This window comes from Brevundimonas faecalis (assembly GCF_040549405.1).
Lineage (GTDB): Bacteria > Pseudomonadota > Alphaproteobacteria > Caulobacterales > Caulobacteraceae > Brevundimonas > Brevundimonas faecalis.
This window is the reverse complement of record NZ_JBEPTF010000003.1, coordinates 38248-63160: the sequence shown is the minus strand read 5'-3', so window position 1 is coordinate 63160 and position 24913 is coordinate 38248. Positions and strand designations below refer to the sequence as shown.

Here is a 24913-nt window from a genome sequence, read left to right as displayed (position 1 = left end):
GTCCGTATTCGGCGTCGCCTTATGCAACCACTTGCATATCCGAAATCCGCCGATAGATTGAATGCAACTGATTGCATAAAAGACGGTCGCCATGCCCTACTCGCATCTGTTGACGCCGCTGGACCTCGGGTTCGTCACCCTGAAGAACCGGGTGCTGATGGGATCGATGCACGTCGGTCTCGAAGAGGCGAAAAACGGCTTCGAGCGCATGGCCGCCTTCTACGCGGAACGCGCGCGCGGCGAGGTCGGACTGATCGTCACCGGCGGCATCGCCCCGAACGAACGCGGCCGCCCCATGCCCTGGGGCTCCATGCTGACGACCGAGGAGGAGGCGGACCAGCACCGTGTCGTCACCGAAGCCGTCCACGCCGAGGGCGGCAGGATCGCCATGCAGATCCTGCATTTCGGCCGCTACGCCTATCACCCCGACCTGGTCGCCCCTTCGGCGGTCCAGGCCCCGATCAATCCCTTCGCCCCGCACGCCCTGACCGGCGAAGAGGTCGAACAGACGATCGAGGACTTCGTCCGTTGTGCAGCCCTGGCTCGCCGCGCCGGATACGACGGTGTCGAGGTCATGGGTTCGGAGGGCTATCTGATCAACGAGTTCATCGCCGCCCGCACCAATCAGCGCGACGACGAATGGGGCGGGTCCTACGAAAACCGCATCCGCCTGCCGCTCGAAATCGTGCGCCGCATCCGCGAGCGCGTCGGCCCGGACTTCATCATCATCTATCGTCTGTCCATGCTTGACCTCGTCGAGGGCGGCTCGACCCTGGAAGAGGTCGTGCAACTGGGCAAGGCGATCGAAGCCGCCGGCGCGACCATCCTGAACACCGGCATCGGCTGGCACGAGGCCCGCATCCCGACCATCGCCACCAGCGTGCCGCGTGCCGCCTTCGCCTGGGTGACGAAGCGCCTGAAGGGCGAAGTCTCCATTCCCCTGGTCGCCACCAACCGCATCAATACGCCGGAGGTGGCCGAGGACCTGTTGGCCGACGGTTACTGCGACATGGTGTCGATGGCCCGCCCCCTGCTGGCCGACGCCGATTTCGTGAAGAAGGCGCGCGAGAATCGCGCCGACGAGATCAACACCTGCATCGGCTGCAACCAGGCCTGCCTGGACCACACCTTCGCCGGCAAGATCACCTCCTGTCTGGTCAATCCGCGCGCCTGCCACGAAACCGAACTGGCCATCGCCCCAACCGAAGCCGCCAAGAAGATCGCCGTGGTCGGCGCCGGTCCCGCGGGCCTCAGCTTCGCCGTCACCGCCGCCGAGCGCGGCCACGACGTCACCTTGATCGAGGCCTCAAGCGACGTGGGCGGTCAGTTCAACATCGCCAAGAAGATCCCCGGCAAGGAAGAGTTCAACGAGACCATCCGCTACTTCCGCAAGCAACTGGACCTGACCGGCGTCGCTGTGCGCCTGAACACCCGCGCGGAGGCCGAAACCCTGGCCGACGAGGGCTTCGACGAGATCGTCCTGGCCACCGGCGTCAGCCCGCGCACGCCCGAGATCGACGGTATCGACCACCCCAAGACCCTGTCCTACCTCGACGTCCTGCGCGACGAGGTTCCGGTCGGGAAGTCGGTCGCCGTCATCGGCGCCGGCGGCATAGGCCATGACGTCAGCGAATATCTGGTCGAGCGGCATGAGCCGCCGTCGCTGGATCGCTTCTTCCGCACCTGGGGCGTCGATCCAGACTACCGCGCCGCCGGAGGCCGCACCGCGCCGCAGGTCGAGCCCGCCGAACGCCAGGTCTTCCTGATGCAGCGCTCGCCCGGCAAGGTCGGCGAGCGTCTGGGCCGCACCACCGGCTGGATTCACCGCGCCGCGCTGAAGATGCACGGCGTCGTCACCGCCGGCGGCGTCGCCTATCGCCGCATCGACGACGAAGGTCTGCACGTGACCATCGACGGCGCCGACAGGACCCTGCCGGTCGACCACGTCGTCATCTGCGCCGGGCAGGAGCCCCTGCGCGATCTGCACGACGATCTGGTCGCGCGCGGCTGCTCGGTTCGCCTGATCGGCGGGGCCGACGTGGCGGCCGAACTGGACGCCAAACGCGCCATCGACCAGGGCGTTCGCCTGGCCGCCGTCATCTGATTCTGGAAACCGGAGAGAGCCTCATGTCCGACGTCCTGCCCCTGCAACCCGCCGTCGCCGCCTCCCTGGCCAAATGGCATCAGATGATCGCGGAGCGCGACCTGAACGCCCTACGCGCCATCACCCACCCGGACGCCTGCTTCCGCTCGCCCGTGGCCTTCAAGCCCTACAGGAGCGCGGACGCCCTGATCCTGGCGCTCGGTACGGTCATCACCGTGTTCGAGGACTTCGCCTATCACCGCCAGGCGGCCATGCCCGACGGCCTGGGCGTGGTGCTGGAGTTCAGCGCGCGCGTCGGCGACAAGGGGGTGAAAGGGGTCGACGTCATCCAGTTCGACGCCGACGGCCTGATCATCGACTTCGAGGTGATGATGCGACCGATGAACGGGGTTCAGGCCCTGGCTACGGAAATGGGCGCCCGACTGGGCCATCTGCTGCCCGCCTTCAAGGGATAGGCCGGCTTCTTCGACGGACCGTCCCGCGCTATCCAGTCTCCATGTCCCTGCCCCACGCCATTCTGACGTCCCTGGCCGAGCGCCCCGGATCGGGGTCGGAGCTGGCGCGCCGCTTCGACCGCTCCATCGGCCATTTCTGGCAGGCCACCCACCAGCAGATCTATCGCGAGCTGGCGCGGCTGGAAGCCTCCGCCTGGGTCGAGGCGACCGCTGTCGAGGGCGCGCCGGGCCGCAAGCGGCGCTATCGCATCCTGCCCGCAGGTCGACAGGAGCTTGAACGCTGGACCGGCGCCGCGCTCGCGCCCCCGGCCATCCGCGACGAGTTGATGGTTCGTCTGCGCGCCGCGGGCGAGGTCGATCCCGGCGACCTGACGCATGAACTGGATCGCCTGCTCAATCATCACCGCGCCCAGTTGGCGACCTATGAGGCGGTTCGAGAACGCGACTTCCCCCATCCTCCAGCCAGCCGGACGGGCCTCCTCCAACTCCTGGTCCTGGATGAGGGGATCGCCTTTGAACGCCAGCGGATCGCCTTCTGCGAAGCCGCCCTGGCGCTGTTGCGCAACCCGTAGAAGCCGCGCGACCTTTACTGAACCGGGACCTCCGTCTCGAAGCCGTTCGTGAAGGCCGAAACCCGTGTCGATCCGCCCCGATCAGATCCTTCACCCTCGCCCCGAGGGCCTGTGGTGCCCAGAGGGTCGTTTCTTCATCGACCCCTCGCAGCCGGTCGATCGCGCGGTCGTCACCCATGGTCACGCCGATCACGCCCGCGCCGGCCACGGCGCCGTCCTGGCCACGGCCGAGACCCTGGCGATCATGGCCGAGCGCTACGGCCCGGACTTCGCCGGAACGACCCAGGCCCTGCCCTATGGCGAGCGCATCCGGATCGGCCAGGCGGAGGTTTCCCTGGCCCCGGCGGGCCATGTGCTGGGGTCGGCCCAGGCAACGGTGCGCCAGGACGGCCTGACGATCACGGCGTCCGGCGACTACAAGCGACGGCGCGACCCGACCTGCGCCCCATTCGAACCGGTTCCCAGCGACGTCTTCATCACCGAGGCCACCTTCGGCCTGCCGGTCTTCCGTCACCCGCCGGACGGACAGGAGATCGAACGCCTGCTGCGGTCTGTCGCCCAGTTTCCGGAACGCGCCCATCTCGTCGGGGCCTACGCCCTGGGCAAGGCCCAGCGGATCATCCGCCTGCTGCGTGAAGCGGGCTATGACGAGACCATCTATGTCCATGGCGCGCTGGAGCGGCTGAACCGGCTCTATGAACACTTCGGCGTTCGCCTGGGGCGGCTGGAGGCCGCGACGGGATCCAAGGCCGACTTCGCCGGGAGGATCGTGATCGCCCCGCCCTCCGCCGTCGCCGATCGCTGGAGCCGTCGCTTCCCCGACCCGGTTGTCGCCTTCGCATCCGGCTGGATGAGCGTGCGCGCCCGCGCGCGGCAGCGAGGGGTCGAACTGCCGCTGATCCTGTCCGATCACGCCGACTGGGACGAACTGACAAACACCCTGACCGAGTTGTCTCCGTCCGAGGTCTGGATCACCCATGGACGCGACGACGCCCTGCGTCGCTGGGCGGAGTTGAACGGCCTGAAGGCGCGGGCCCTGCATCTGGTCGGCTATGAAGACGAGGACGACGACTGATGCGCGCCTTCGCAGCCCTGCTGGACCGGCTGTCGCTGACGGCGTCGCGCAACGCCAAGCTGCGGCTGATCCGCGACCATCTGGCCGACGCGCCCGATCCTGATCGGGGCTGGGCCCTGGCCGCCCTGACCGGCGCCCTCTCATTCCAGGCCGCCAAGCCCGCCATGATCCGACAGGCGGTCGAGGCGCGGGTGGATCCGGAACTGTTTCGCCTGTCCTACGACTATGTCGGCGACCTTGCGGAGACGGTCGCCCTGATCTGGCCCGCACACCACGGCGCCAATCGCGAGCCGGAATTGTCCGAGGTAATCGAGGCGCTGCAGACGGTGAAGCGCGCCGAGGTGCAGGGATTGCTGGAAGGTTGGCTCGACGCCCTGGACGCCGATGGGCGCTGGGCTCTGCTCAAGCTGGTGACCGGCGGTCTGCGCGTCGGGGTTTCGGCCCGCCTGGCCTGGCAGGCCGCAGCGGACTTCGGCGGCGTGGAGGTCGCCGAAATTCAAGAGGTCTGGCACGCCCAGGCGCCGCCCTACGCCGATCTCCTGGCCTGGCTGGACGGCAAGGCTGAACGCCCCTCGCCCCAGGCCCATGGCCGCTTCCGCCCCGTCATGCTGGCGCAGCCGCTGGACGAGACGGCAGATCTACCGAAACTGGACCCGTCCGCCTACGCCGCCGAATGGAAATGGGACGGCGTCCGCGTCCAGGCGGTCAGCGAAGGCGGGATCAGACGCCTCTACAGCCGCACGGGCGAGGACATGTCCGCCGCCTTCCCCGACGTGGTGGCCGCTCTGGACTACGACGGGGTGATCGACGGCGAGTTGCTGGTTCTGCATGAAGGACAGGCCGCGCCCTTCGGCGACCTTCAACAGCGGCTCAACCGAAAGACGGCGGACGCCAGGCTTCTTCTCAGCCATCCCGCCGGGGTTCGCGCCTACGACCTGCTGGCGGCCAATGGAGAAGACCTGCGCGCCCTGCCCTTCGTCGAGCGTCGGTCGCGATTGGAAGCCTTCGTCGCCGCACTGGCATCGGACCGCATCGATCTGTCGCCCCTGGTTCCCTTCGAGGGCTGGGAAGACCTGGCCGCCCTGCGTGCGTCGCCGCCGCTCGGCGACCCGACTTCGGCCGAAGGTCTGATGCTGAAGCGGCTCGACAGCGCCTACGAGGCCGGACGCCCCAAGGGACCCTGGTTCAAGTGGAAGCGCGATCCCCGCCTGATCGACGCCGTCTTGATGTACGCCCAACGCGGGCATGGAAAACGATCCGGCTTCTATTCCGACTTCACCTTCGGCGTCTGGACCCAGGATGCGGACGGCGTCCCCATCCTGACCCCGGTGGGCAAGGCCTATTTCGGCTTCACCGACGCGGAGTTGAAACAACTCGACAAGTTCGTTCGCGACCACACGGTCGAACGCTTCGGCCCGGTGCGCTCCGTCAAAGCCGATCGGACCTTCGGCCTCGTGCTGGAAGTGGCCTTCGAGGGCTTGCAGAGATCGAAACGGCACAAGTCGGGCGTGGCCATGCGTTTTCCGCGCATCAGCCGCATCCGCTGGGACAAGCCCGCGAACGAAGCCGATGAACTGACCGTGCTGGAGCGGATGCTGGACGAGGCGGAAGGCGCCGCGCCGGGGTGAAACGGAACGGGAACGCATCTATATACGAGGTTCTTCTGGACCTTTGCTCTTGATCCCTTCGCCCTCCGCCGACGATCTTCTGCCGCCGCGATTTCGCGACTGGTTCGCCCAGCGCGGCTGGTCCCCGCGCGAGCATCAGCTCACCATGGTCGAAAAGGCGCGCGCCGGGGCGGATGTCCTGCTGATCGCCCCTACGGGCGGCGGCAAGACGCTTGCGGGCTTCCTGCCCAGCCTGGTCGAGCTGGCCGAACGGCCGCAGCCGGAGACGCCGACTTCGGTTCACACCCTCTACATCTCGCCGCTGAAGGCCCTGGCCGTGGACGTGGAGCGCAACCTGCTGGCGCCTGTGCGGGAGATGAGTCTGCCGATCACCGTTGAATCCCGCACCGGCGACACTGGACAGGCCCGTCGGCAGCGCCAGAAGACGACGCCGCCCGACATCCTTCTGACCACCCCCGAACAACTGGCCCTCTTCTGCTCCTGGCAAGGCGCCCGCGCCTATTTCGAGGGCCTGAAATGCGTGGTGATCGACGAGATTCACGCCATCCACGCCTCGAAACGCGGCGACCTGCTGTCATTGGGCCTGGCGCGACTGCGGGCCTTCGCGCCGGAGGTCAGGTGTGTCGGCCTGTCGGCGACGGTGGACGACCCGCCGCGCATACGCCGCTGGCTGTCGGATCGCGGCCGGGACATCGTCATGGGACGCCCAGGCGCCCCGCCCCGACTAGAGGTCCTGCTGTCCCAGAACCGCGTGCCTTGGACCGGGCATACCGCCCAGCACGCCATGGCCGAGGTCTATCAGACCATCAAGACGGCGCGCACGGCCCTGATCTTCGTCAACACCCGCTGGCAGGCGGAGTTCGCCTTTCAGGAGTTGTGGCGGCTGAACGACGACCTCCTGCCCATCGCCCTGCACCACGGCAGCCTGTCCGCGGAACAGAGGCGACGCGTGGAGGCCATGATGGCGCGCGGCGAACTGCGGGCCGTGGTCTGCACCTCCACCCTGGACCTGGGGATCGACTGGGGCGCGGTCGATCTGGTGATCCAACTGGCGGCGCCCAAGGGCTCGTCCCGACTGGTGCAGAGGATCGGGCGGGCCAATCACCGCCTGGACGAGGCCTCGCGCGCTGTATTGGTCCCCGCCAGCCGGTTCGAGATGCTGGAATGCCAAGCCGCCGTCGAAGCGGTGGCCGAAAACGCCCTGGACGGCGAGCCTGTCCGCGTCGGCGCGCGCGACGTCCTGGCCCAGCACCTGATGGGCTGCGCCTGTTCGGAGCCGTTCGACCTGCCCGCCCTGTATGACGAGGTGCGCCGGGCGGCCCCCTACGCCGAGCTGACCTGGGAGGCCTTCGAACAGGTCGTGGATTTCGTCTCCACCGGCGGCTACGCCCTGCGGACCTATGATCGTTTCCACCGACTGATCCGCGGACGCGACGGCCTGTGGCGCGTCCGGAACGAGGAGACCGCGCGCCGTCATCGGATGAATGTGGGAGCCATCGTCGCGGGCCAGACCCTGAACATCCGCCTGCCCGGCCGACGTGGCTCCGGCCGCAAGATCGGCGAGGCCGAGGAATGGTATTTCGAGCAGCTCTCGCCCGGCGACAGCTTCCTGTTCGGCGGCGAAATCTGGCGCTTCGAAGGGGTCCAGGGCATGGACGCCATCGTCACCCGCTCCACCGACGCCTCGCCCAAGGTCCCCAGTTGGGGCGGGTCGAAATTCCCCCTGTCCACCTATCTGGCCAAGCGCGTGCGCCGGATGATGAGCGAGGAAGACGCCTGGACGCGCCTGCCGCCGGACGTTCAGGAGTGGCTGCACGCCCAGAAGGCGCACTCCAGCCTGCCGGGAAGCGACGACCTGCTGGTCGAGACCTTCAGCCGCGGCCGTCGGCATTTCATGGCCTGCTATCCCTTTGAAGGCCGCCTGGCCCACACCACCCTGGCCATGCTGATCACGCGACGGCTGGAGCGAGCGGGCGTCGGCCCGATCGGCTACCTGGCCAACGACTACGCCCTGTGCATCTGGGCCATGCGGCCGATGGATGATCTCGACTTCGACGACCTGTTCCAGCAGGACATGCTGGGCGACGACCTGGAGGCCTGGCTGGACGAAAGCTTCATGATGCGCCGCGCCTTCAAGGAATGCGCCCTGATCGGAGGCCTGATCGAGCGACGCATGCCCGGCCACGAGAAGAACAGCCGGCAGGTCACATTCTCTTCCGACCTGATCTACGACACCCTGCGGCGTCACGATCCCGACCATCTGTTGCTGTCCTGTGCGCGGGAGGACGCGGCGCGCGGCCTGCTGGACGTGGCGCGTCTGGGCGAACTTCTGACCCGTATCCAGGGGCGCATCCGGGTCGAGCGCCTGCCGCACCTCTCGCCCTTCGCCGCCCCCCTGTTGATGGAGATCGGCAAGGAACGGTCGCCCGGCGTGTCCGCCGCCGAGATGATGCTGGACGAGGTCGCCCTGGTTGAGGAGGCCATGTCTTGACCGCCGGACAGACGTTTCGACTGGCGGGCGCCGAGGTGATCCTGCGTCCCTCCGGCGTCCTGTGGCTGAGCGCGGCGCGCACCCTGGTGGTCGCCGACCTGCATTTCGAGAAGGGTTCGGCCTATGCCGCGCGCGGCCAGCTTCTACCGCCCTATGACACCGGCGAGACCCTGAATCGACTGACGCGGGAAATCGACGCCCTCTCTGCCGAAACCGTCGTCATGCTGGGCGACACCCTGCACGACATGGGCGCCGTGGAGCGGATCGCCCCGTCTGAACGCGACCGCATCAACGCCTTGGCGAGCCGACTGCGGCTGATCTGGATATGCGGCAACCACGACCCCGACGGCGCCGGCGATCTGGGCGGAGAGACAGCCGCGACGCACGAGACGGAGGGTCTGATCCTTCGTCATGACCCTTCGCCCGAACCGATGACGGGCGAGGTGGCGGGTCACCTGCATCCCTGCGCCCGGCTGCATGGGCGCGCAGGCGTGGTGCGCCGCCGCTGCTTCGTCTCGGACGGCCGGCGGATGATCCTGCCCGCCTTCGGCGCCTATACGGGCGGGCTGAACCTGCGGGATTCAGCCTTCGACGGTCTGTTCGCCGCTCCTCCCGTCGCCTTTCTTCTGGGACAGAAGATCACGCCCGTCGCCTATGCCCGCCTGTCGCCCGACCGGTAGACGCAGCGTCAGGCGTTCGGTTCCAACTGGATCGCGAGACGAAGCGGCTGAAGCATGTTCGGAGGCGGCGGGGCCAGACGCCGCCCGTTCAGCACGGACCGCAGGGCGACCGCCGCATCGGCGTCCGGCAGGGGCGAATGCCCGTGAAGGGACACAGATCCGTTCTTGTCGATGAACAGCCGGACCTCCACCGCAGGCGTGGCCTGGTCCGGCGCGGGCCGGGTCTGCTCCAGCGACCGGCGCAGGCTGGAGGCCGCCTCGCCTTCTTCGGCCAGCCAGCCGTTCATCGCCTGCATGGAGGCCTCGGCATAGGCGATCCATTCCTTCGGCGCGGCCTCCGGCGACAGGCTCTGGCCCGCCGCCGATACGGGCGCCGCCAGGCCCAAGGCCGCCGCGACCCCGGCCGCGAGCGCGCGCAGGCTCGAAAGCCTGGAACGACGAACGGTCAAGACCGCGTCTCCTAGCGCGCCGCCTGGGCGGTCGCCTGAGGTAGGCGTTCCCGCTCGAAGGTGATGGTCGACAGGCGGGCGTCGAGCGCCTGGACCACGTCAGCCGTCAGATCGTTGGCGAAGTTGCCGCCGAGCGCCGAGTTGCGGTCCAGCAGCAGACCGCAGGACTTGGCCGCATAGGCCTGGGCGATCAACGGCTGGGCCTCGTTGGCGATGCGTTCCATGGCCTTGACGCGCGTCGCCTCGACCTCCTGGCTGATATGGCCGGCCTTCTGTTGAAGCGCCTGCCAGCGAACCGACAGGGCCTCGGCCTTCTGGCGGCGGGCGGCGTCGTCCGGCTGGGCTTCCAGGGCGCGCAGCTCGGCTTCCAGCGGCTGGCGTTCGGCCTCGACCTCAGCCTGGGCGGCCTGGGTCAGTTCCGCCAGGCGGGCGCTGGCGGCACGACCGGCGGCGGCGTTGGCGAAGACCGCCTCACGCGAAAGCAGGCAGACTCCGGGCACGACCGAACCGCCCAGGGGCTGGGCCTGCGTCTGGGCGGCGGCCGGAAGGACGGCCATGACGGCGGCGGCGGACAGGGAAACGGAAAGGATACGAAGGAACATGGATCAGGCTTTCTTGGATTTGGTCGGCTTGGGCGCCGGTTCGGCGCTCCCCGCCTTGCCCTGTCGGGTCAGCAGGGCGTTGAAGCGCTCGAGCGACGCCAGGTGGAAGTTCGCCAGCGCCAGCCAGCCCCGACGATGCCACTCGACCACGACAGCTTCATCAAGGTTCGCAAACCGTTCGGTGTCTATGACCTGGAAACCGTCCAGGCCCAGCTTGCGGCCGTCCGCCAGGACGGCGTCGGCGCGGCGGTCGATCAACAGGCCCTGCGCGCGCAGCGCTTCTCCGAAGGCGCGGGTGGCCTCCGCCTCTCCCTGGAAGGCGCGGCAGAAGGCCATGGCGTCCTGGGTCAAGGCCGATGGCTGATCGCCGTCGAACAGGGGCGCGCCTTCGTCACCCGTCTGCATCAGGCGGTCGGAGGCGGCGTCGACGGCCAGGATAAAGCCGTCCGGATTGACCGTGGCGACGAAGCCGAACGGATAGCGACGCACATAGGCGGGCACATAGGCGTCATCGGCCCAACGCCCGTTCTCGACGAACAGATTGCGTTGCTCCAACCCCAGGACAGCGACGGGCTGGGCGCTCTCGCCTGCGGAAAAGACGACGGGATAGTCGCGCGCCGCGGCGGCGATCTCCGCAACCACCAGGGGCGCGAAGGCCGTGTCGGCGGCGAAGGCGGCGTCGCCGTCCCTCAGGCGCCACGCGCCGTGGGTCTCGGCCGAAAGCGGCTGGGGATCACGATAGAAGAGCGGCAGCGCGCCCGGTTGGGAAGCGTCGGACATGAAATGCTCCGGAAGGGAGGGGTTGCGAGGGGAAGGCCGTGGGCCCTCCCCTGCGCGGTCGGTTACTCGCCGAACCCGAGGAAACGGCTGGTGATGATGGCGGGGATGTCCCCCGTCGGCTTGGGCCGGGCCCGTTCGGCCAGGCGAGCGGCCTCGGCCACGACCGAACTGGTCGCCGAAGAGGCCGCCGTCAGTGCGCCGGTGTTGACCGCCGCGACGACCGGGATGCCCGTCGCGTCGCCCTTGACCTGGATGTTGGCGGCGTTGACCACCTGAAGGGCGGCCAGGTTGACGTTGCCCGACACCCGGATGCCCGCCTCGCCGGCGTCGATCGTGCCGAGCGGCGCGATCAGGTCGACGTCGCCCGCCGGAATCTCCGGAATGGGCGCCAGGGTGGCGATGCCGGCCCCGGTGTTCATCGTCGGCGGCGACAGGGTGACGTTGCCGTACTGATCATAGACCCGGCGCGGCGGCTGATAGACGGCCGTGGACTTGGAGCCGCGACCGGCGTTGATGTCGCCTTCCGCCGACCACATGAACAGGTCTCCGCCGAAGGTGGTGAAGACGCGGCTCTGGCCCAGCAGCACCGATCCCAACGAATAGACGTCGATGTCGCCCGAGCCCATGGACAGCACGCCCGCCGTGGCCGGCGGCTGGATCCCGCCGACGCCCACCAGGGTCTGGCCGCCGGCGACGAGCAACTGGATGTCTCCGCCGAACAGGGTCCGCACGCCCGACGGGCCGAACATGGTCAGGTCACCCTGATAGGAGATGTCGCGCCCCTGGGCGTCCTTCTCCGGGAACATGACGGCGATGGCGTTGCGGCCGCGCAGATAGCTGCCGAAGCGCGGGCCGGCGGCGTCATTGTATTCACGACCGCCCGCCTTCAGCTCGTCGAAGTAGACGCTGCGGGCGAAGACCGCGCGCTGCAGCGGATCCAGGGCGTCGTAGTAGGTCAGGGCCTGCTTGGCGTCCGCGGCCTTGTAGCCGAAGCGGTCCTCGAGCCAGGCGATCAACTCCTTGTCATAGGTCTTGGCCACCTTGCCCGGCTGATCGGCCAGGGGCCGGCCCGCCTCCGCCAGATTGGCGGGGTCCAGATAGAGCTTGGCCAGGGCGTCATAGTTCGGACCGCCCGCGCCGATCCCGGTCATGACCGAAATGCCCGCGCCGCCGTTGCGGGTGGAAGGCGAGAGATCGAACAACGGCCCGATGCTGGTGAAGCGACCCTTGTCGGCCTGATAGATGTTCCGACCGGCCTCGACCACGAGATTGCCCGGCCCCGCGACGCTCATATTGGCGTAGATGATGTCGCGACCCGCCGAGATCAGCGAGATGTCGGCCTTGTCGTTATGGACGGCCAATCCGCCCATATTGGCCACGCCGAAGAGGTAGGCCGTCGCACTGCACTCGAACGTCGCCGGGCCGGAGCAGCCCAGGGCGGGACCCGTGCCGAAGTTGACGATGTCGCGCGAAGCCCGGACCATGACCGCGCCGGAGCTGACATAGCGCTGGTTCTGTCCCTCGAAGGTAATGAAGCCGAAGTTCAGATTGCTGATGTCGCCGTCGGCCGCATAGAAGAGCGCCGGCTTCTTGCGTCCCTTGATCAGCGTCCCCGTGGCGTCGTCCTTCTGGAAGGCCAGCAGGGTGCCGGGCTGGGTCGTGTTGCCGTTGAAGGGCAGGACGGGGTTGGCCGCCCCGCTCGGCGTGCGCTGGAACTCCGTGGTCCAGACCGGCCGGAACGGGTTGGGCAGCAGATCCAGCGAACTGGACATGCCCGACATAGCGATCATCTGACCCGCAGCGAAGTCGCCCTTGCTTTCCGTCGCGCGGTAGCCGCCGCCGAGGATGGAGGTTCCCGCCAGGAACTCCAGCTGTCCGAGCGGCGACGGCGCGAGTTCCAGCGGCGCGATGCCGACGGAGCCGTTGCAGTTGTACTCGCCGCAGGCGTCGCCGTTCCACAGGATGCTCCCTTCGGCCGCCGTGACCTTCAGGATGGGCGGATACCAGTAGCGCCCGTCGCGAACTCCGGCGTTGATCGAGTTCGCGGCGCTCTCAGCCGGGCGGACGATCGGCGTGACATCGCCGCCCGCAGCGAACAGGCTGATGCTGGTGCTGTCATGCCAGAGCGAGAAGGACGACCGCATGGTCAGACCGTCCGGCCGCACGAAGGTTCCGTTCGCATCGATATAGCCCAGCGAAACGCCGCCAGCCGAGCTGGTCAGCGAACCCGGATCGCCGACGGCCAACAGGACCACGTCCTTGCGCGCGTCCAACCTGACGTCGCCGTCGCCGATGATCACCGTCAGGCCCCCGCCCACGATCTTGGAGCTCGGACGGGTCGGATCAGCCAGACGCGGATCGAGACGATCCTTGTAGAGACTTGAGGTCATGTTGCCGATGCTGGAGGCGAGGATGGAAATGTCCCCGCGCAGATTGGCCACGCTGCCGCTGAGGTCGGACGTGCCGCCGCTGAGATTCAGGGTTCCGCCCAGGCGGATGTCCATGTCCCCGCCGCCCGTCTGCACCACGGTTCCGCTGGTCACGACGCCGTCCGTGCGGACCACGGAGGTCACGCGGCCCGTTGCGCCGATGGCGAAGTTCAGGGCGCTGCTGGCGATCACGGCCTTGGTGGATTCGCTGACCCCTTCTCCGGAGATACCCCAGTTCTGGTGAACGCCGGCGTCGCCCCCTGCCCGAACGGTCAGGTTGCCGCCGCCCAGGGCGCCTATGCCCATGAAGCCTTCCAGCACGGGCGCGTTGTAGTTGACGATAGTGCTGATCGAGCTGGCGTTGTTCGGCACATAACCGCCGAAGTTGATCCACCAGGCCGTCGGCGTGTCCTGACCCAGGCGGGCCGCGACGCCCTCGCTGACGCCGTAGCCGCCCTGACGCCACAGCCAGTTGCTGACGCTGCCGCTGCCGACCCGCTGCATGGCGGAGTCGCGCCCGGTGCTGAAGCTCGTCAGGTCGCCCTGGACGGCCAGCAACAGATCGCCGCCATGTTCGGGATACCAGGCCTGATAGTCCTGAATCGCCGCCGCATAGTCGTCGAAGTGCAGGCCGATCCAGGGATTGGCTAGGCCGCTCGATCCCGCCAGCTTGGCGCGCGGCTGGTTGTAGACGTTGTAGCCGTCGGCCGTTTGACCGCCGATCTCGGCCGATTGCGTGCCGGCCGTGTAGACGCCGTAGAGCGACATCTGGTTATAGCCGCCGCCCGCCAGCAGATCGAGCGCCCCCGTGCCGGTGCGGATGACGCTGAAGTTCTGCATCAGCCGCAGCGCGCTCAACCACTCGGTGGTCAGACCGCCGTCCGTGGTCGCCTGCGGGTTCACATAGTGGCGATCGGACAGGGTCAGGTCCCCGGACTGGCCGGTGCGCGCCAGGTCCGTCGCGGTCCGCAGGGTGCGACCGTCGGACGAGGCGATGTCGGCGCCCGCGACCAGGCGCATGGACCAGGACTGCGACCCCGGCGCCAGCATGGGCGCCACGGCCCAGATGCGACCCTGGGTTCCGTCAGCCTGCGTCGGACGCGTGGCCTGCGGACCGCCGGCGTTCAGCAGTTGCAGGTTCACGCCCGCCGGGATCACCGTGCCGGCCTTCACCACGACATTGCTGTTCAGCGACACGTCCGTCGAGAAGACGCTCATCGGCGTGCCGGCCGGAACGACCGTCGGCGCTATGCTCCGAGCGTCGCCGAGCAAGGTCGGGATGACCGCTCCCGCGCCCCAATAGGTATTGGCGCGGACGAACTGTCCGACCCGTATGACGTCGCCCTGCCGGTGAACCGGCGCCTCGCCTGCGTCGAAGGCCGCCTTGCTGGCCCAGATATCGACCGGAACCGTCCAGGGTCCGCTGCGAGAGGTGGCGAGATTGGTCGCGACGAAGCCGAACGGGATGTAGACGCCCGTCCGGACGGTGGTGAAGTTCCGCACCTCGATGTCGAAGTCGAGCACCACCTTCGAGTCCGCACCGCCCTTGATGGTGGTGACGCCGCTTCCTCCCGCCCCGCCGATCAGGGTGTAGGCCTTGTCCAGCACCACCGGCTCGGTCTGCAGACCGACCAGGCCCTTCACGATCACATTCGTGTTGCGCGGTATGACGTCGCCCACCCGCAACTGGGCGGTCGCGGCCAGGGTCAGCTTGCCCGGCAGCTTCACGCCGCGGGGCCAGGTCATGGCCTTCAGCGTGATCGGCATCGGGAACATGGCGCCCGCCTCCATCTGGGCGTCGGCCGGAAGGACCATGCCCGCCTTGAGGATCGCGCCCTTCTGGATGACCGTGCCGTCCGGCAGGCGGATGGCCGACGTCGCCACCCAGTCCTGCGACAGCGTAACCGCCGTCGACAGGCGAGCCTCGGCCCCGATCAGGGTGTTGGAGTGGACGTTGAAGTTCTCGACCGTGACGTCGAAAGTCAGGGTCACGCCCTTGTCGAACGATGTCCCGGCCGCCAGTCGCGTCGGAGCCGACAACTGGTGGTCCTGAGGCCAGGCGTTGATCCCTCCGGCGTCGGCGGTGCTGTACAGAACCCAGCCGTTGTCGTCCGGCGTGCGGGCCGGTTGGCCGAAGCCGTCTGTGATGCTGCCGTGGATGTCCAGGTCGTCGGCGGCGCGGATCAGCAGGACCCCCGCCTCGCCCGAGCCATAGACGCCCGTCTGCTGGGTCTTGGCGTTGAGGCTGGCGTAGCGATAGCCGGCCAGGTTCAGGTCGCCCGAGACCGTCAGGCTCTTGCCTGGAGCACTGACCAGTTCGACGCCCGGACGCAGGTGGAAGACGTCCTTGTAGGCGCGCAGTCCCTCGACCCGCGCCAGCAGGGCCTGGTTGGCGATGGCGGCGTCGATGAAGGCCTTGTTGTCCTGGTGGACACCGTCCATCAGCCCCTGATTGATGACGCCGTCGGCGATCTCATAGGTGCGGAAGCCGTTGACCGAGAGGCTGTCGGCGCCGCGGATGTTCAGTTGTCCGCGCGCGTCGATGGCGATGTCGTCGCCGCCGATGCGCGGAGCGTTCAGTTCCACGCGGCCTCGCGCCACGCCGTCCGGCGACGACAGGTCCAGGGTCGCGCCTGAAGCCAGGGTCAGGGTCCCGCCTGCGGACGTCAGCTCGATATTGCCGCGGTTGGACGCCTCGACCGGTGCGCCGTAACTGTCGACCACCAGCTTGTCGGCGCTCGCATCCAGCCTGGCCGTCGAGGCCAGGGTCAGGTCGTCGCGCGCCGACAGACGGATCGAGCCCGGGCGATGGCCTGCAGCGTCGATCCTGCCCGTCACCGTCAGGTCGCCGCCGTCCGCCGCAATCACCACCTGGCGCGCCTTCACCTCGTCGCCGACGACGAGATCGCCGGACTTGATGATGAAGGTGCGGCTGTCGGTGACGTTGCTGTCGGTCAGGCGGCGGTTCAGCTGGGCGAAGTCGCTGATCACATTGGCGCGGATGTCGATCGAGCCGTTACGCAGCGAACCGTCCGCCGGCTTGCCCCCGTTGCGGGACGCGCCGTCGATCCGGCCGTCCAGCGTCGCGGTTCCGTTGACGGCCGTCACCTTGAGCGAGCCCGCGTGGTTATAGTCGGCGCTCAGGTCGATGACCGCGCCGGAGCCCATGCGCACGTCGCCGTCGGCGCTTTCCAGCTCGACGTCGCCGCCCCAGCCGTAGCGGGTCTCGTCGAAGATCTTGGTCGCCTTGCCGGACATGTCGATCCGGGTCCGATCACCCAGGACGATGTCGCCCTGGGTGGCGGTCATGACCAGACGGCCGCTGGGCAGGGCGATGGCGGTGTCGGCGTTTATCGCGCCGGCCGTCATCCGGATCTCGGCGCCCAGTTGCGCCTTCGTCGTATCGGCGGGCGTACCTGCGCCGCCGGGCGCCGTCAGATTGATCTGATCCCCGGCCCTGTAGTGCATCTTCGATCCGGCCTGGCCGGTAAGCAGCGGCGTGGAGATGTTCAGCACGCCCCCCTGCCCCGGCTTCCCGTATTCAGCCTGGGATTGATAGACGGCCAGTTCGCCGACGTGGTTCGCCTCGATCCGCTGCGAGGCGGACAGGTTCACGCTGCTGAAGCCCAGGGCAAGGCGGTTCAGGGGAAGCGTGGCGCTGACGGCCACGTCGTCCTGGTAGCCCAGCACGATACGGTCGGCCACGAGGTTCAACCGGCCCAGACCCGTTCCGGCGCCCCCGGCGACCGGAGCGCCGGGCAGACCGGTGACAACCGTCCGGTTCCATTGATCGACTGCGGACGTCCCGAGCACGCCGTTCCAGACCAGGGTCCCCGTAGTGATCTGCGCCACGTCGTCCGCGCCGCCCCGGCCGTAGAGCGCGGGGGTGTTCAGCACCAGTTGCAGGTTCGACTTGCCCGTCGCCGCGTCGCGAGTGTCCAGGCTGATCGAGCCGTAGAAGTTGACCGACTGGCTGGCCGACAGGATCAGTCGCTCCAGCTTCGGCGCGCCCTTGCTCTGATCGCCGCGCATCAGGCGATCCAGCACAGCCTGGTTCAGCGCAATGCCGGCGGGCAGGACGCCGTCGGCCGCCGCATCCGCCAGCCCCTTGCTGTCGCCGATGTTCACCATGGCCGACGAGAAGCCCAGGTAGCGCGCGCCGTAGTTCACGTTCTCGCCCAGTTCGACCCCTGCCTGGGTGACGAAGCTGAGGGAGCCGTCCGAATAGAGGGAGACGCCGTCCTGGACCCGAATGACGCCCGTGCTGCCGGCCGAGGCGGCGCCCGTCGTGAACTCCAGCAGGCCGTTGCCCACGGCCAACAGGTTCACGTTATCGGCCCGGAGAGTGTAGCCCATGGTCGAGTCAAACCCGGGCTTGCCCTTGCCCAGGGTGTTGATCTGCGCGCCCGTCTCGACGGTGATGTCGGCGTTGCGGTCGGCGACCAGAAGCACCTGCGGGCCCGACAGGACCGCGCCCTGCCGCACCACGATCGAGTCGAAGCCCGATGGCGTATAGCGGGCGTTGTAGGGGCCGCCGCCTGCGACGATCTTGATCTCCGACAGCCCGCCGGCGGTCTCGCGATAGGCCACGCCGCCCAGGGTCATGACCTTCGCGCCGACCGCGTTCAGGTCCGAGGCGTGGATGGAGATGGAGCCCGTCGCGCCGGTCTGGCCGTCAGCCAGAATCTCCAGCCTGTGCTTGCCGGTTTCGTAGTAGTTGCCGCCGGTCACGGCCAGGGCGCCGCCTACGCCGCCTTCGGCCGCGTCGAAACGACCCGTTCCCTTGAAGGAGAAGGCCGGACGGTCCGATCCTTCTTTTTGCGACACCAAGGCCAGCAGGAATATCTTGCCGTCCTGCGGCAGCAGGGACAGCGGATTGTTGAACAGGGCTGAGGCCGGCGCCTTCAGCAGGAAGTCGCCGAAGCTGGTCTCATTGTATTGCGAATAGGTCCGGACCACATCGGCCGGCGTCAGGATCGCCTCGGTCTTCAGGGCGTTGCGGACGTCCGTATGGGCGAAGCCGGTGTTGACGCCCAGGTGGGTCGAACCATCCGCCAGACGCGTGACGCGCTCGGCGCCGGCCGGAACATTGGACCCCAGCTCGACCCGGAAGGCGCCCTTCATCAGGGCGTACTCGGCCGGCAGCAGGGTGTAGACGCCTGCGGCCAGACCGTTGACGCCTTCTGGAATGACGATCTGCTGGCCGACGCCCGGCTGGGCATGGCCGTCGATCGCCGTCGGCGCCGCCGAGCCGGCGTAGCCCGGCACGATGGCGTAGACCTGATTATCGGCGTGGCTGAGGCCGGCGAAGGCCGGGCTGATGTTGGCCAGGGCGGTCTTCAGGATATCGACCGATCCGCCCCGTCCCGGAATGAAGCCGGCGCCCGAGGGCGTGCCGCCGCCCGACAGATCAAGCACGGCGCCCTGGTCGGCGCGCAGGGAGCCCAGGACGGTCACGCCCTGATGCAGCAGCCCCCCCTGGCGCTCTACCCCGTTCAACAGCCAGCGAAGGCCGTCGGTCGTGCCGCCGTAGGGGATGACCAGATCCTTGGCGCTGGCCGAGGTCAGGCTGCCCGGCAGCAGGTTCACCTCCGTGGTGGTGATCGAGGTGTTCGGCCAGGCCTGCTGGTCCGGCCTCGCCTTGTCGAAGCCCGGAACATACTGATCGCCGCCCGCGCCGAGCGTGATCGATCCCAGGGGCGCACGCAAAACGCCGCCCTGATTGATGATGTCCGCCCCGACCTGCAGCGAGCCGTACAGCGACAGCGGCGCGGACGGCGTCACGCCGTCCAGCTTGTGGAAGCTGATCGAACCGCCCCGCATCATGGTCCGGTACTGCATGCCGCCCGCAGGCATCCGGTAGGCGTAGATGCCCGCGTAGAGCCCGCTGGTCACGCCGGTCAGCGGATAGACCTGAGCCGCAGTCAAGGACATGTCGCCGACCGCGACGACGTCTCCGCCCGTCATGCGGATGTCCGAGCGGCTGTGGATGTCGATCTTCTTCGGAGACGCGTATTCGTAGTTGAGCTGACGGTTGCCGGACAGGCCGATCGAGCCGTTGACCCCGAATCGTGCGCCGCCCAGGTCGACCAGGCCGCCGGTGATCTTCAGCGTCGCATCCCCGAGCAGCGCGACCTTCTGCTGCGACGGGAAACCGTTCTCGAAACGGACCATGTTGAAGCCGGCCAGGTCGCCGCCGCCCGCGAACTTGACATAGGCGGCGCTCAGGCTGGCGTCGGCGTTCTCGTCCGTCAGGCCGACAGCGCCGGCCGTGACCTTCAGGTTTCGCGCCAGATTCAGGTTCACCGCGCCGTCCAGGACGACGACGTCGGCGGTTTCCAGCGTCAGGCTGCCGAAGCCCCCGGCCTTGATCTGATCCACGCCGATACGGGCCTGGCCGACCAGGTTCGTCAGGCCTTCGTTGGCGGCGTAGGCCTCCGCCGCCTCCTGGCCGGGCGCCCAGCAGCCGGTGACGCAGTCACCGAACTGCAGGTCGCGCGACAGACCGCTGCCGCCGGTTTCGGTCAGGACGATGTTGCGCAGGCGACGCATGAAGTCGGGCATGTCGCGCCCGTTCATATTGCCCAGTTGCATGTAGAAGGGGGTCGACAGGGCGATCGACAGCGTGCCGCCCGACGCGCCGGCGCCGCCCGCATGGGCGCGCATGTTCCCGTCCAGATAGACGCCGTACTGTGAGGCGAAGCTGATCGAGCCGCCGTCGCTGGCCAGGGTCAAGGACGAGGCGTTCCCGCCGTTGAGCGTCGAGGCGCGATAGTCGATCTGGGTCGCCGCGCCCGAGGCGTCCAGCACGGCGCCGGGGCGCACCACCACATAGGCCGACAGCACGCCGCCCACGGAGATGTCGCCGCCTTTCGACACATGGCCGTAGCGCAGGCCGTCGGCGCCGACCGCATTGATCGCACGGCCGGAAACGTCGATGACGCTCTTCTCGCCCAACCAGATCGAGCGGCCCGCATCATAGACGATGATGGGCGGCGGCTGGTCGCGGCGCATGTTCTCGGCCGGTCCGGCCGCCAGGGAGACCTTGCCGCCGCGCGCCTCGATCCGGCCGTCGATGCGGATGGCGTCGCCCGAGACGATGCTCACGGACTGGCCGTCGTCCACGCGGATCGACGCCCCTTCCTTCAGCACGAAGCTTCCCAGCGGTTGCGGGTCGGAGATCGTATTGCCGTATCCCGTCACCCAGTTGCGATCGCCCCAGCCGTAGGCGCGCAGGTTCAGGCTCGCGCCCTGGCGCTGGACGAAGCGGCCGTTGACGGCGTCCTGCTGGAACATGTCCGGCAGCCAGAGTTCCATGGCCGCCTCGGGGTCGGCCCCGCTGCGGATCGAGGTGCTGGCGTCGGTGATGCGCCGGACCGGCGTCGCCACGTCCAGCGCGCCGCTGACCAGCATGTCGCCGCCCGCCGTGACGTCATAGCGGCCGAAGCCGCTCTGGAAGAGCGACCTGTCCAGGTGCAGCGGCTTGGCCACCTTAGCGTCGCTCGGAAGGACCGTCCCGGCGGCGATCGTGCGGCCGGCCGTCAAGGTCAGATCGGAGACGAGGACGTCGCCCTTCTTGTAGGTGAAGGCCATCGGCGGGATGGTCATGCCGTCCGGCCAGACGGTCGCATCGACGACATAGCCCTTGGGCAGCGTGCCGTAGCCGAACTCGATCTGCAGCCCGGCAGGCAGCACGTCCCCGCCATAGTAGATGTTGTAATCGGAATCGTAGACTTCGAAGCCTTCCGGCACGACCCAGTCCGCAGACAGGGTGATCGGAGAGTCGATGGAGGCGTTGACGTCCGTCGGCAGAGGCTTGCCGGCCGCCACGTGGTCGATGGTGTAGGCATAGTCGAACGGCAGGATCCCGCCGGCCTTCAGGGTCACGTCTTCCAGCAACTGCAGGTCGATCGGCGCGGGCTCGCCGCCCGTCAGGGTGTCGCCTCCGCCCATGACGGCGTCGCCGATGGTGATCGCGCGGCCGCCGGCGGCGATGGTCAGCACGCCGCCGCCCTTGTCGCCCGAACCATAGGCCTTGATGTCCCCGGCCAGGATCATCTCGTTGGCGTTCCCGCGCGGGAAGGAGCTGACGGCGAAACCGACGTCGCCGCCGCGCGCGCCGCGCGTCTTGCCGTCCTCCAGGATCGCGCCGCCGGCCGAGACGTCGATCAGAGCGCCCGATTGGAAGTCGAGGCGGCCCTGGCGGCTCTCCAGCATCACCTGGCCGCCGTCCAGGTGGGCTAGGTCGCGGACGTCCCCGCCCTGTTTCAGGTTCACCCACAGACCACGCGCATCGAGGGTCACGCCCTCGGCCACCTTCAGGTCGGTGATGGTGTTGCAGCCGCTGACGCAGGGCGGCACGGCCGCCAGGGAAATGGAGCCGCTACGGGCCGTGATGTCCCCTTCAACCGCGATCTTGGTCGCCTGCATGGCGACCTCGCCGCCGGGGCTGACCGTCAGATCGCCCTTGATCCTGATCTCGCCGCCGTTGACGCGCAGCGCACCCAGACCCGCCGCGCTCAGGCTCTCGGCCGACAGCACCACCTTGTTCACCAGATCCGGGGCCAGGGCGGCTCCCGATTGGACACCCGTCGAACCGCCGCCTTCGCCGATCGTCACCGTATTGGCGAAGGGCGCTTCCGGGTTGGGGTTCGGCAGGTAGTGCCGCCAGATGCGGTTGCCGACATAGAAGCCGCCCGCCAGGGGCGTGACGTTCTGCGGCAGGGCGTAGCCGTCCAGGCGATCCGGGAAGGCGCCGGTGATATAGCCGTCCTTGATGGTCGGCGGCGTCGTCGGCCGGGCGCCGGTCTGGCGTTCCCCCACCACGACGTCGGCCACGATCTGACCGTCGAACAGGACCGTGGGCGCCGACAGGGTCAGGACGCCCGCGTCGCGGCCGACGGTGTAGCCCTGTTCATGGCGAACACTGCGCGCCGAGTTGAACAGGGGCGTGGCGTAGACCTCACGGAAGGCCTCGCCCCAGCGGTTGTGGTTGACCACGAAGGCGTCGCCGACCGCCAGCATCTTCACCCCGGCCGGGGCCTTGCCCAGGTCATAGAGCTTGCCGTCCGAACCCAGCATGCGGGTCGACTGGATGACGCCCGCCGCATAGTCGAGCGAACCGCCGGAGATGTCGAAGACCGCCTTCTTGCCGGCCACGATCTCATTGCTGCGCACGTTGATCGTGCCGCCCTGGGCCGCCCATTCGCCGATGGTGTGGGCCGTATTCCCCAGGTGGCCGCCGACCTCGATCAGGCCGCCCGGCGTGTAATAGCGGTCGCCCTGATGGCCGCCCGTGCCGCTGGGCATCAGCACCAGATCGCGAATGTCGATCCAGATGTCGTTGTTCTTGAGGTTCTCGCCTTCGCGGTTCAGCGGCGAATCCCGCAGCTCGAACGGCTGGATGTTCACCTTCAGATTATTGGAGGCCATGTCCATGGCCACGCCGCGCACGCCCGAGACGTTCAGTTCGGCCCCATCCGCCACAGTCACGCGTTTCAGACCGAGGATCGCGATCTGCCCGCCCTGGGCGATCGTCTGGGAGCCGCCCGCGAAATCGACCGTGCCGCCGGTCATGATCTCGACCCGCGACATGTCCTTGCGGTCCGGCAACATGTAGTTGAGGCGGTTGATACCTTGGTTATTCAGCGTGCCGTCGAGGGCGCTGTTTCCCGACTCCTTGAGCAGGGCGTCGCGCTGGGCGTTGGTGGCCGTGGTCTTGCTGTCGAGCTCGGGCAGGATCAGCGTCAGACTGCGATCCGTCAGGATGACGCTTGCATCCGCGGCCGTCAGATCCGTCATCAGATGGATCGTGCCCCGCGTATTGACCGAGGTGGTGGCGATGGCCACGCCGTCCTGAACAAGATGCTTGCCGACCAGGCTGATGTCGCCCTGCGCCGCCTCGATCAGGCCAGAGTTGATCACCCGCCCGTTCCGGCTGCCGGCGACCAGGTTGGCCGCCGCTTCGAGACCGCGCGTGGTGGAGCCGGTGTTGGCGTTCGAACCATAGCCGGGACGCAGGACGAAGTCGTCGCCTGCCGCCAGGATGGTCTGGCCGCGATCGGTCCGGATCGCGCCGTGGTTCTCGACCTTGGCGCCCAGCAAGGCGACGAATCCGCCGCCCTCGACCACGGTCTTGGGCTGGCTGGTGGTGATCCGGGCGCCCGCCTCGACGATCACATCGCCCCGGGCTCCGGTGAAGCTGGGCACATAGACCGGCGGATCCCACATGGTGCCGCCCGGCTTGGTGGCGCTGAAGAGGCCTCGCTCAAGGAACTGAATGTCCGTTATGCCGGCGGTCGAGGCGACCAGGTTGCGGACGTTGACCTGGCTGGATCCGCCGAAGATCACCCCGTTGCGGTTGATGACGTAGACGGAGCCGTCCGCCTTGATGTTGCCGAGGATCTTGGTCGGATCGGCGCTCGCGTCGGTAAGCCGGTTCAGGGCGACCCAGTCGGAACGGCCCTGCTGGTTGAAGACCAGGTCGGTCTCGCGTCCGACGTTGAAGCTGTCCCAGGTCAGGATGGCCTTCTGTTCCGTCTGGCCGACAGTGACCACGGTGCGGCCGTCCGCGCCGGTCGTCTGGATCGGGCCATTGGCGCCGACCCAGAGGCTGGGATCCAGTTGAACGCCTTCGGCGACCTGCAGACCGCCCTGCCCCAGGCCGTTGCGAATGTTGCTCTGGGCCGCCATCGCGGCTGCGCGGGCGGCCGCCTGGGCGCTGTTCATGGCCTCGCGCGTGGCGGCGGCGCGGGCGAAGGCGGCGATGGCGCGCTGGCTGGCCGTATTGGCCTGGGCCGCGCGACCAGCTTCGGCCTGGATGGCCTGGGTCACGGCGGCGGTCGGATTGGCGCCCACGCCGCCCCGTCCGCCGAAGCCGCCCCGGTTCTGGGCCTCGGCCGCGCCCGCGATGATCAGGGAGCCCAGCGAAGCCCCCACCAGCAGACGGCGGCGCAGGGAACGGGAGTCGAGACGGGTCATCGGGCGATCTCCAGAGGAGCATGGGCCGCACGCGCGGCCTCTGGGCGAAGGGGGAAGCAGGCGCGGCGCACGACGGCGCCGGCCTGGAAACGGAAGGGATCGGGGGCGGTCATCGCCGCCCTCCGGATCGGGGCTCGAACACAGGTCGAGCGGGACGTTGCGGCTGGACGGAATGTCCAAAGGCGGAACCCAGTCTCTGTCGCGTCGCGGCCTGGTTGACCGTGCCGACCGTCAGGTCCGAGGCGCGGGCGTCCGGGACCGGGGCGTCGAAGGCGGCGCGCGCCTGGCGCTGGGCCGCCCTGGCGGCGTTCTGCAGAGCCTCGGCCGCACACTCCAGATGGCCGACGCGATCACCGCCGACATCGACCTGAACGCAGAGGCGATCGGCGGACGGCGCTTCCAGCCGAGACTGGAGTTGCGCCTGGGATTGAGCGGCGGAGGCCGAACTCCAGGCGGACAGGATCAGGAACAGGACCGCTCCGACCGGGGATAGGCCGGAGCGGTCCGCCTGCGTCGTCGTCCCCCCGGGTCGATCCCGGGACTGGCGAAGAACGGGGACGACGACGAACCGAAGGCGCCGGGCGACGACCTTGAACGACCGTTCCGCCGGCTCGCCCTTGCGGGCGAGACAGTGGAACAGCCGCGATAGGAGAAAGGCCGTCGCCATG

Annotated in this window: 12 protein-coding genes; 7 read left to right on the top strand and 5 right to left on the bottom strand. The window is 68.4% G+C overall.

Features of this window, described 5'->3' with window-relative positions:
• The first annotated feature begins 91 nt into the window (after positions 1 to 91).
• The 7 genes from ABIE19_RS11220 to pdeM all read left to right on the top strand — a co-directional run bounded on the left by ABIE19_RS11220 (position 92) and on the right by pdeM (position 9005).
• Positions 92 to 2104 (top strand): FAD-dependent oxidoreductase, encoded by a 2013-nt coding sequence (locus tag ABIE19_RS11220; RefSeq protein WP_354089286.1) that lies wholly within the window; start codon positions 92 to 94, stop codon positions 2102 to 2104.
• Between the two features lie 23 nt (positions 2105 to 2127).
• Positions 2128 to 2559: a nuclear transport factor 2 family protein gene (locus ABIE19_RS11215; protein ID WP_354089285.1), complete on the top strand. Its 432-nt coding sequence runs from the start codon at positions 2128 to 2130 to the stop codon at positions 2557 to 2559.
• Positions 2560 to 2600: 41 nt separating this feature from the next.
• Entirely contained in the window at positions 2601 to 3131 is a 531-nt protein-coding gene (locus ABIE19_RS11210) for a PadR family transcriptional regulator (protein WP_354089284.1), read from the top strand.
• 64 nt (positions 3132 to 3195) lie between these two features.
• A complete protein-coding gene (locus tag ABIE19_RS11205) occupies positions 3196 to 4206 on the top strand; it encodes a ligase-associated DNA damage response exonuclease (protein ID WP_354089283.1) in 1011 nt (336 codons plus the stop codon).
• Positions 4206 to 5834 carry a cisplatin damage response ATP-dependent DNA ligase gene (locus ABIE19_RS11200; RefSeq protein WP_354089282.1) on the top strand — a complete coding sequence of 543 codons (1629 nt, stop codon included), beginning with the start codon at positions 4206 to 4208 and terminating at the stop codon, positions 5832 to 5834. Before ABIE19_RS11205 ends, ABIE19_RS11200 begins: the two co-directional genes overlap by 1 nt.
• Before the next feature lie 49 nt (positions 5835 to 5883).
• Positions 5884 to 8325, top strand: coding sequence for a ligase-associated DNA damage response DEXH box helicase (locus ABIE19_RS11195; protein WP_435521148.1), 2442 nt, complete (start codon positions 5884 to 5886; stop codon positions 8323 to 8325).
• Positions 8322 to 9005, top strand: a complete 684-nt coding sequence (pdeM, locus tag ABIE19_RS11190) for a ligase-associated DNA damage response endonuclease PdeM (RefSeq protein WP_354089281.1) — start codon at positions 8322 to 8324, stop codon at positions 9003 to 9005. Before ABIE19_RS11195 ends, pdeM begins: the two co-directional genes overlap by 4 nt.
• Positions 9006 to 9013: 8 nt before the next feature.
• Here pdeM and ABIE19_RS11185 read toward each other — a convergent pair whose 3' ends face one another.
• From ABIE19_RS11185 to ABIE19_RS11165, 5 genes are all read right to left on the bottom strand, one after another.
• Complete coding sequence (locus tag ABIE19_RS11185; RefSeq protein WP_354089280.1) at positions 9014 to 9454, bottom strand: hypothetical protein; 441 nt, start codon at positions 9452 to 9454, stop codon at positions 9014 to 9016.
• An 11-nt stretch (positions 9455 to 9465) separates the two neighbouring features.
• The gene (locus ABIE19_RS11180; RefSeq protein ID WP_354089279.1) at positions 9466 to 10056 is read right to left on the bottom strand and encodes an OmpH/Skp family outer membrane protein; all 591 of its coding nucleotides are present in this window, start codon (positions 10054 to 10056) and stop codon (positions 9466 to 9468) included.
• Positions 10057 to 10059: 3 nt separating this feature from the next.
• Complete coding sequence (locus ABIE19_RS11175; protein WP_354089278.1) at positions 10060 to 10836, bottom strand: SapC family protein; 777 nt, start codon at positions 10834 to 10836, stop codon at positions 10060 to 10062.
• A 62-nt stretch (positions 10837 to 10898) separates the two neighbouring features.
• Positions 10899 to 24245: a filamentous hemagglutinin family protein gene (locus ABIE19_RS11170; protein WP_354089277.1), complete on the bottom strand. Its 13347-nt coding sequence runs from the start codon at positions 24243 to 24245 to the stop codon at positions 10899 to 10901.
• A gap of 109 nt (positions 24246 to 24354) precedes the next feature.
• Entirely contained in the window at positions 24355 to 24912 is a 558-nt protein-coding gene (locus ABIE19_RS11165) for a hypothetical protein (protein ID WP_354089276.1), read from the bottom strand.
• Between the last annotated feature and the right edge of the window lies 1 nt (position 24913).

Excerpts from the sequence above, each read along its gene's own strand:
- ABIE19_RS11220 (WP_354089286.1), top strand. The coding sequence starts at position 92 with ATGCCCTACTCGCATCTGTTGACGCCGCTGGACCTCGGGTTCGTCACC.
- ABIE19_RS11215 (WP_354089285.1), top strand. The coding sequence starts at position 2,128 with ATGTCCGACGTCCTGCCCCTGCAACCCGCCGTCGCCGCCTCCCTGGCC.
- ABIE19_RS11210 (WP_354089284.1), top strand. The coding sequence starts at position 2,601 with ATGTCCCTGCCCCACGCCATTCTGACGTCCCTGGCCGAGCGCCCCGGA.
- ABIE19_RS11200 (WP_354089282.1), top strand. The coding sequence starts at position 4,206 with ATGCGCGCCTTCGCAGCCCTGCTGGACCGGCTGTCGCTGACGGCGTCG.
- ABIE19_RS11180 (WP_354089279.1), bottom strand. The coding sequence starts at position 10,056 with ATGTTCCTTCGTATCCTTTCCGTTTCCCTGTCCGCCGCCGCCGTCATG.
- ABIE19_RS11175 (WP_354089278.1), bottom strand. The coding sequence starts at position 10,836 with ATGTCCGACGCTTCCCAACCGGGCGCGCTGCCGCTCTTCTATCGTGAT.
- ABIE19_RS11170 (WP_354089277.1), bottom strand. The coding sequence starts at position 24,245 with ATGACCCGTCTCGACTCCCGTTCCCTGCGCCGCCGTCTGCTGGTGGGG.
- ABIE19_RS11165 (WP_354089276.1), bottom strand. The coding sequence starts at position 24,912 with ATGGCGACGGCCTTTCTCCTATCGCGGCTGTTCCACTGTCTCGCCCGC.